At 65.1% G+C, this 7,513-nt stretch carries 10 protein-coding genes and 1 pseudogene; 4 read left to right on the top strand and 7 right to left on the bottom strand.

Annotated elements, in window-relative coordinates; translation table 11 throughout:
- The 5 genes from VFA16_RS05440 to VFA16_RS05420 all read right to left on the bottom strand — a co-directional run.
- Positions 1-430: putative glycolipid-binding domain-containing protein (locus tag VFA16_RS05440; RefSeq protein ID WP_324966835.1), on the bottom strand; the 430-nt coding region annotated here is incomplete at its 3' end.
- A gap of 96 nt (positions 431-526) precedes the next feature.
- Positions 527-1,279 carry an ABC transporter permease gene (locus tag VFA16_RS05435; RefSeq protein ID WP_324966834.1) on the bottom strand — a complete coding sequence of 251 codons (753 nt, stop codon included), beginning with the start codon at positions 1,277-1,279 and terminating at the stop codon, positions 527-529.
- Positions 1,276-1,962, bottom strand: a complete 687-nt coding sequence (locus VFA16_RS05430) for an ABC transporter permease (protein WP_324966833.1) — start codon at positions 1,960-1,962, stop codon at positions 1,276-1,278. The genes VFA16_RS05435 and VFA16_RS05430 overlap by 4 nt, the downstream gene beginning before the upstream one ends.
- Before the next feature lie 2 nt (positions 1,963-1,964).
- Positions 1,965-3,059 (bottom strand): ABC transporter ATP-binding protein, encoded by a 1,095-nt coding sequence (locus VFA16_RS05425; RefSeq protein ID WP_324966832.1) that lies wholly within the window; start codon positions 3,057-3,059, stop codon positions 1,965-1,967.
- A 19-nt stretch (positions 3,060-3,078) separates the two neighbouring features.
- A complete protein-coding gene (locus VFA16_RS05420; protein WP_324966831.1) occupies positions 3,079-4,020 on the bottom strand; it encodes an ABC transporter substrate-binding protein in 942 nt (313 codons plus the stop codon).
- A gap of 111 nt (positions 4,021-4,131) precedes the next feature.
- Between VFA16_RS05420 and VFA16_RS05415 the strand changes: the two genes are divergently transcribed.
- A complete protein-coding gene (locus tag VFA16_RS05415; RefSeq protein WP_324966830.1) occupies positions 4,132-4,482 on the top strand; it encodes a LapA family protein in 351 nt (116 codons plus the stop codon).
- Positions 4,483-4,489: 7 nt separating this feature from the next.
- On the opposite strand, the gene VFA16_RS05410 is transcribed toward VFA16_RS05415, so the two are convergent.
- A complete protein-coding gene (locus VFA16_RS05410) occupies positions 4,490-5,098 on the bottom strand; it encodes a histidine phosphatase family protein (RefSeq protein WP_324966829.1) in 609 nt (202 codons plus the stop codon).
- Between the two features lie 246 nt (positions 5,099-5,344).
- Here VFA16_RS05410 and VFA16_RS05405 point away from each other — a divergent pair, with 246 nt between their 5' ends.
- Positions 5,345-6,025 carry a class I SAM-dependent methyltransferase gene (locus VFA16_RS05405; protein WP_324966828.1) on the top strand — a complete coding sequence of 227 codons (681 nt, stop codon included), beginning with the start codon at positions 5,345-5,347 and terminating at the stop codon, positions 6,023-6,025.
- On the opposite strand, the gene VFA16_RS05400 is transcribed toward VFA16_RS05405, so the two are convergent.
- Positions 6,022-6,714, bottom strand: a complete 693-nt coding sequence (locus VFA16_RS05400; RefSeq protein WP_324966827.1) for a class I SAM-dependent methyltransferase — start codon at positions 6,712-6,714, stop codon at positions 6,022-6,024. The genes VFA16_RS05405 and VFA16_RS05400 overlap by 4 nt on opposite strands.
- Before the next feature lie 37 nt (positions 6,715-6,751).
- Here VFA16_RS05400 and VFA16_RS05395 point away from each other — a divergent pair, with 37 nt between their 5' ends.
- Both VFA16_RS05395 and VFA16_RS05390 read left to right on the top strand, forming a co-directional pair.
- A complete protein-coding gene (locus VFA16_RS05395) occupies positions 6,752-7,219 on the top strand; it encodes a MarR family transcriptional regulator (protein WP_324966826.1) in 468 nt (155 codons plus the stop codon).
- Between the two features lie 69 nt (positions 7,220-7,288).
- Positions 7,289-7,513 (top strand): annotated as a pseudogene (locus VFA16_RS05390) (acyl-CoA dehydrogenase); the annotation flags it as partial.

The raw sequence follows: 7,513 nt of genomic DNA, 5'->3' as shown, positions 1-7,513 counted from the left end.
CCGACGCCGCGTCCACCGACATCTCCGGCAACCACACGTAGACCATCGGCAGTGTGATCGACTCGGCATGCTCGTGTAGGCCGCAGCGGCGAACCGGCAACGCGTTGAAGAACGGGCTGAACACCACGTCGACGTCCACGGCACCGTCGAAGGCATGGCGCGACTCGCCGCGGTGATCGGTCACCAGCCACATGTTCTCTTCGTCACGGGCAACGGAGAGCTGACGTTCCCGCTCGGCCAGCGTCACAGTCAGGCCGAGCCGCTTGGTGGCACCGGTCTCGTCGGTCTGCAAGTCGTAGTAGGCACCGAACGCGGGGTTTGCTTCTGTGGCGGCCGCCACAATGCGCCCGTTGGCTCTAATTCGCTTGCCCGACAACTGGACTCGCACCGACTCCATCCGCGAGGCGTCGTGCGCACGCCAGGTCAGCATTGCCGACCAGACTTTCTGCGTGGCATCCGATGCGCGGTTCACCCGTATACGGTAAGCGACCGGTCTTCTGATGTGCAGCCCGGTGGCGACCTCACTTCATCCGGGGGCGCGCACCGGCTCAGACTCGCCGCTCAACCCGTCACCGATCGGCCGTTGGGGCGTGCGTCGGTCGTTCATTCGAGGCCTGCTGAGCCGACCGGTGCCGGGAACTGACAGCCACACGGCAAACGCCAGCGCGGCGTCGAGTATCAGCGCCAGCGCGGCCACCATCAGTGCACCCACGACCGCGATGTGGAATTCGCGCACCTTGATGCCGTCGATCAGATAGCGGCCCAGCCCGCCGAGACTGGCGTAGGCCGCCACCGTCGCGGTGGCAACCACCTGAAGCGTTGCCGTGCGCAAGCCTCCGACGATGAGCGGCAGCGCGTTAGGCACCTCGACGCGCAGCAGCACCTGCGTTTCGGTCATGCCCATGGCCCGCGCGGCGTCGACAACGGTGCGGTCCACGTTGGAGATGCCCGCGTAAGTTCCGGCCAGCAGTGGCGGGATACCCAGCAGCATCAGCGCCACGATCGGCGGCCCCAGACCCAACCCCCACCACAACACCCCCAGCAGTAGGACACCCAAGGTTGGCAAGGCGCGCAGCCCGTTGACGATGCCCACCACCACAAGCGTGCCGCGACCGGTGTGCCCGATGATCATCCCGATCGGGATGGCGATCACCGCCGAAACGGCCACAGCCGCGGCGGTGTACTCTAAGTGCTCGAGGGTGCGGGCCGCCAACCCGACCGGCCCGAGCCAGTTGTCGGCGGTGAAAAGGTAGGACAGTGCCTGAGTCAGGTAATTCATCGAGCCCCGCCAACGATCGGTGCTCTGACCTGGCGTCGCCTGCCGGGATGTGACGCGCGCTCCCACGGCGTGGCCAGCCGGCCGGCCAGCATGATCAGCATGTCGAGGACGACCGCGAGTGCGAAGATCGCGATGATGCCCGCGACGATCTGGTCGCTCTTGTTGGCCTGATATCCCTCGGTGAACCAGGTGCCCAGCCCGCCGATGCCGATCACCGCACCCACCGAGACCATCGAGATATTGGTGACCACAACGACACGCACACCTGACACCAGTACCGGGATAGCCAGCGGCAGTTCGACTTTCAACATCCGGCGGATCGCGCTGTGACCGACAGCGGTGGCAGCGTCACGTAGCTGTGCCGGCACCGCGTCGAGCGCTTCGAGCACCGCGCGCACCAATAGCGCAGTGGCGTAGAGGGTCAGCGCGACGATCACGTTGGCTTCGTCGAGGATGCGGGTCGGGATGATCAACGGCAGTACCACGAATAGCGCCAGCGACGGGATCGTGAATACGACGCTGGCGGTGACGGTTGTCAGCCGGCGCAGCACTGTGTTGCGCTGCACCAGCACGCCCAGCGGCAGCGCGATCGCCAAACCGATCAGCACCGGAATCAGCGACAGCCGCAGATGGATGACGGTCAGGGCGCACGCGGCGCTGAGATGCGTCATCAGATAGTGCACGGTTATCCCTGTCGCTGGGGTTGCACCGCGGCCAGCACGTCAGCGGCCAGGACGCCGCCGATCACCTTGCCGGCGTTGTCGACGGCCACCCCGATCGCCGACGGTGATGACAGCGCGGCGTCCAGCGCTTGGCTGAGATTTCCGTCCGGACGGAACAGTGATCCGACGGGGGTCACGCTCTCGGGCAACGACGCGCCGCGCTGGTGGCGCTGCACACCGTCGGCATTGATCCAGCCCACCGGCGCGCCCTCGGGATTGACAACCAGCGCCCAGCCGTCGAGCAGCGGGGGGTCACCGATGTCGGACTCGGAGATCCGCTGGATATCGCGCAGCGGCAGCTCCGTTGCGTCAAGGCACTGCAGCCACCGATAGCCTCGGCCAAGACCGACGAAGCGCGAGACGAAATCGTTGGCAGGACGCGACAACAGCCGCGCCGGTTCGTCGTACTGCTGCAGCGAGCCGCCGGGCCCGAACACCGCCACCAAATCCGCCAGCCGGACCGCCTCGTCGATGTCGTGTGTGACGAACACGATGGTCTTGCGCAATTCACTTTGCAGCCGAAGGATTTCGCGTTGCAACTCTCTGCGAACCACCGGGTCGACGGCGGAAAACGGTTCGTCCATCAACAGAATCGGCGGATCGGCGGCCAGCGCCCGGGCCACCCCGACGCGCTGCTGTTCGCCGCCGGAGAGCTGCGCGGGATAGCGGGTCGCTAGCTTGGTGTCCAGACCGACCTGTTCGAGGACCTGGTAGGCGGCTGTGCGCGCTGCCCGGCGGGACTGGCCTTTGAGTATCGGCACGGTGGCCACGTTGTCGATCACCCGCTGATGGGGCATCAGCCCGGCGTTTTGGATGACGTAGCCGATGCCGAGTCGCAGCTTCACGGGGTTGACGGTGGAGACGTCGGCGCCGTCGACCATCACCGTGCCGGAGGTCGGCTCGATCATCCGGTTGATCATCCGCATCGACGTGGTCTTGCCGCAGCCGGACGGTCCGACGAAGACAGCCAGCGCGCCGCGCGGTACCTCGAGGGTCAGGTTGTCCACGGCCACGGTGCCGTCGCCGTAGACCTTGGTGACCTTCTCGAAGCTGATCACGTCGAGCCCAATCGCGCTGTCATTGCCTGATCGGGTGGTCGAAGCCGTTGTCGCGCACCCATTTCCGTGCTGCCTCGTCGGGGTCGACTCCGGCGTTACCCGATACCGATGCGTTGAGGTCGGCGAGGCCGCGGGTGGTCAGCTTGGCCGACACCGCATCCAGGACGTCTTTGAGGTGATCGGACTTTTTTTGTGAATTCACAAGGGGCACAATGTTTCCCGCGAGGAAGTTGTGTTCGGGGTCCTCCAGTACCACCAGGTGGTTCTGCGGAATGGCCGGCGAGGTGCTGAAGATGTTGGCGGCCGTGACGGTGCCGTCCACGAGTGCCCGCACGGTCACCGGTCCCCCACCGTCGCTGATCGCGACGAAGTTGGCGGGGCTGATGTCAAGCCCGTACTTCTGTCGCAGCCCCGGCAATCCGGCCGGTCTGGTCTGAAACGCCGACGGGGCGGCCAGCTTCACCTCCGCTGAATGCGGCGCCAGGTCGGCGATCGTTTTCAGGTCCCACATGGCGGCGGTCGCCGCAGTGACCGTGACCGTGTCGGTGTCCGAGGCCGGTGACGGCGTCAAAATCGACAAGTCGCCGGGCAGCCGCTTGTACAGCTCTAGCTCGACGGCATCGAGCATGGTGACCATCGCATCGGGTTGAAAGTAGAGCAGCAGGTTACCGATGTACTCGGGCACCAAGTCGATGGAATGGTCCTTCAATGCCGGAATATAGGTCTCGCGGCTGCCGATCCCTAGCCGACGTCCCACGTCGAAGCCGTTGGCTTGCAAGGCTTGTGCGTAGATCTCGGCGACGAGCTTTGACTCCAGGAAGTCGGCGGAGCCGATGACGATGGATTTCATGCTGCCCGACATCGCCCCGAGGGGGTTCGGGTTGCCGCATGCGGCCACGAGCCATGCCAGCACGACGAATGCCGCCATCGCGCCCCGCGTGCGCCGCAGCAGGATCGTCATATCAGCCGACATTAGCCGCAGAAACTATGTGCCGGCGCCCTGAGCTGGCGTGCGGCCAGGGTTTCCGGCTCGTTTGGTTTCATTCTGTGCGGGAAGGGGAAAGATGGCAGCATGAGCAGCGATCGCCCTGCATCGCCCGAGCAGCCACATCCCACGACGCCAGCCGCCGGCCAGGTGCCTGCGGCACCGTCCACGCCCGAGTCGGTCCGGTTCACCCGCGCTGCCGCGCTGTGGGCGGCGCTGGCGGTTGGCATGCTGATTCTGATCATCCTGCTGATCTTCATCGCCCAAAACACCGCATCTGCGCAGTTTGCGTTTCTCGGTTGGCGGTGGACGTTGCCGCTCGGGGTAGCGATCCTGTTTGCAGCGGTGTGCGGCGGGTTGATCACCGTGCTCGTCGGCACGGGGCGGATTTATCAGCTTCGCCGCGCGGCCAAGCGAGACCTCATGACCCGTCGCTAGCGGCGAGTCATCGCCGCCTGTTCCGGGGCAGCAAGTCCCACACGTGTTCAGTGCAGTTGACCGTCACCACGGTGGCCTGACCGGAGCGCGAGAACAGCAGCCGGGTCACCGATGCATAGTCGATTGGAAACGAGAGCAGCCGCTTGGTTCCCAGGATCTGGTGCAACACCACATTGATCACCCCGCCATGGCTGAACACTGCCACGGTGTCCTCGTGATCGGCAGCGGTGACGACGTCACCGACAGCGGCGCCGACTCGGGCTTGGAAAGCGTGTTCGTCGACCGAACTGGGCGGATGCCCCTCCGCCATGCGAGCCCACTCCTGCGGATTCTCATCACGGATTTGCTCGATCGGAACATACACCGGCAGGTCGCGGTCGTATTCCGCGAAGCGGTCATCGACATCTACGCCTAAATTGCGCGCCGCCGCGACCGGTTCTGCGGTCTGGATAGCGCGCCGCTGCGGACTGCTCACTATGCGCGAGATCGGGTACCTGGCCAAAGCGTCGGGCAGGCGCGCGACTTGGGCAAGCCCCTCGTCGGACAGCTCCGGGTCGGATCCCTGGCCGGGTTCGCTCCGAAGTGGCAAGGCATGCCGGACCAGAAGCAGCTGCATCGTCTTCCCGTCGTCGTGTGATGAACCCAGCCATTAATTCATACGGCGCGCCATTTGAGCGCAGCAGCTCAAGGGGCGACTGCCGGTGAAGACCCTGTCAGGGTGTATGCAGTTTGCCCGCCTTCGAGCGATTTTCGGCTTCACAATCGCGCGTAGGCGGGCAACATGCATATCCCACCCTTCTGGTCGGCGTTAGCATCGGCCCGCGCCCAATTGCCCGTGAGGCTCAGACCTTTAGGAGGAGGCATGACGCAGCCGGCAATGGATTGGGATGCCGCGTACCGGCACGATGTGCCGCCACCGTGGAGCATTGGACAGCCGCAGCCCGAGTTGGCGGTTCTGATCGATCAAGGCAAGGTACGCGGCGACGTGCTCGACGCCGGATGCGGTCACGCCGCGCTTTCGCTCGCTCTGGCGGCGCGGGGCTATACCGTGGTGGGCCTGGACTCATCACCCACCGCTATCGAGGCAGCCTGCCGGGAGGCCGCGAAACGCGGGCTGACCAACGCCACCTTCGACGTTGCGGACATTGCCTCGTTCACTGGTTATGACAGCCGCTTCGCCACGATCTTCGACAGCGGGTGTCTGCATTCGCTGCCGCCCGACAAACGCCAGGGCTATCTGCAATCGATCTTTCGGGCCGCCGCGCCCGGAGCAGCGCTGTATATTTTGGCTTTCGCTGCCGGGGCATTCGGCGACCAGGACACCGGGGATCGCCCCGGCCCGCACGGCTTCACCGAAACGGAGCTGCGCGAGGCGGTTTCGACGCTATGGCAGGTCGACGAGATCCGCCCCGCGAAGATCTACGCCAACGACAGCGAGCGGAATTTTCCGCGGGATCAGTTCCTGGACGCCCAACGCGACAACCAGGGCCATGTGCTGCTCCCCGGCTTTCTCCTGAGCGCCCATAAACCGGAGCGCTCCTAGCTGCCTCCGCCCAGGTGTGCCGATAACAGCCAGGCCGCAACGGACTTGCGGCCGTTGGGCTCGTCACGCAACTGCATCTGAGGCGCACCCGGAATCCCGGTGATGCCTTCTGGGAAATTGGCGTAGATGCGGGCGGGTTTGATCTCGTCGATCACCCAGTACTTCGAGACCACCTGTCGGAGTTCGTCTTCGGTGACCGCAAACGGCGGACCTTCGGGGATCGCGGCCTTATCGAAAACCAGGACGAAGTACGACGCCCCCGGTTCGGCGGCGCGGACAATCGACTGCTGGTATCCCTCTCGTGCCTCGACCGGGATGGAATGGAACAGGGTGCTGTCGACGATGGTGCCGAACCGTCCGTCATAGCCGGTGAACGAGCTGATGTCGGCCACCTCGAAGCTGGCGTTGGTCAGGCCGCGCTTTTCCGCCTCACGGCGGGCCAAGTCGATGGCGGTCGGTGAGGAGTCCAGCCCGACCGTGGTGTAGCCCCGCTCAGCGAGATACAGCGAAATCGCGGCTTCCCCGCAGCCGACATCGAGCACGTCGCCGTGAAACTTGCCGGCCTCGATCAACGCCGCCAGCTCCGGCTGGGGTTCGCCGATGCTCCACGGTGGGCGCACCCCCTGCCCCAGGCGCGCGGATTCTCCGCGGTAAACGTCATCGAATTCGAAATCTACTGGTTGAGTCATGGCAACCTGTCTATCAACCCACTTGATATATGTCAATATGTTTGACATGAACGAGTACGAGGACCAGCCGTTGGGCTATCTGCTCTATCGCGTGATGACGGTGCTGCGGCCGCAGGTGATGGCCGAGCTGGGACCACTAGGGCTCGGGTTACCGGAATTCGTGTGCCTGCGAATTCTGTCGATGTTCCCCGGACAATCCAGCGCCGAGCTCGCCCGCGCCACGAATGTGTCACCGCAGGCGATGAACCTGGTGCTGCGCGGGCTTCAGGACATGGGGGCGGTGACACGGCCAGATACGGTGTCGTCCGGCCGCGCGCTGCCGGCCCGGCTGACCAGCAAGGGCAGAGCGCTGTTGAAGCGCGCCGAAGCGGCGGTGCATGTTGCCGACGAGCGACTCCTGGCCCACCTCACCGCTACCGAGCGGCGGGAATTCAAGCGGCTTCTGCACGCAGTGGGTTCGCAACCGGCCGATGACACCGCAGCTTCGCCGCCCTGCTCAAGTTAATAGCCCGTACGCGAGGTTCCCGTCAGCTGTGGAGAATGCTATTCTCCAGTGTGAGAGTGAGGTGTGCAAGTGGCGCTGGCGGGTGGATCCCTACGCGACCCCGGTGGTTTGGGGCGTTGGCTGGACACCCATCACGCGCCCGGCGACGGGGAGTTGCCCGTGCTAGAGCCGCTGAGCGGCGGCTCTCAGAACACCCTTTATCTGATTCAGCGCGGCGGCGAGCGCATGGTGTTGCGGATGCCAGGGCCCCGGGCCGACGCGGCCCGCATCGACGGCTTGCTGCGCGAGATTCGC

It is taken from the genome of Mycobacterium sp. (genome assembly GCF_035653355.1).
GTDB lineage: Bacteria > Actinomycetota > Actinomycetes > Mycobacteriales > Mycobacteriaceae > Mycobacterium.
The sequence above is the reverse complement of the archived record's forward strand: the minus strand, read 5'-3'. Positions and strand labels throughout refer to the sequence as shown.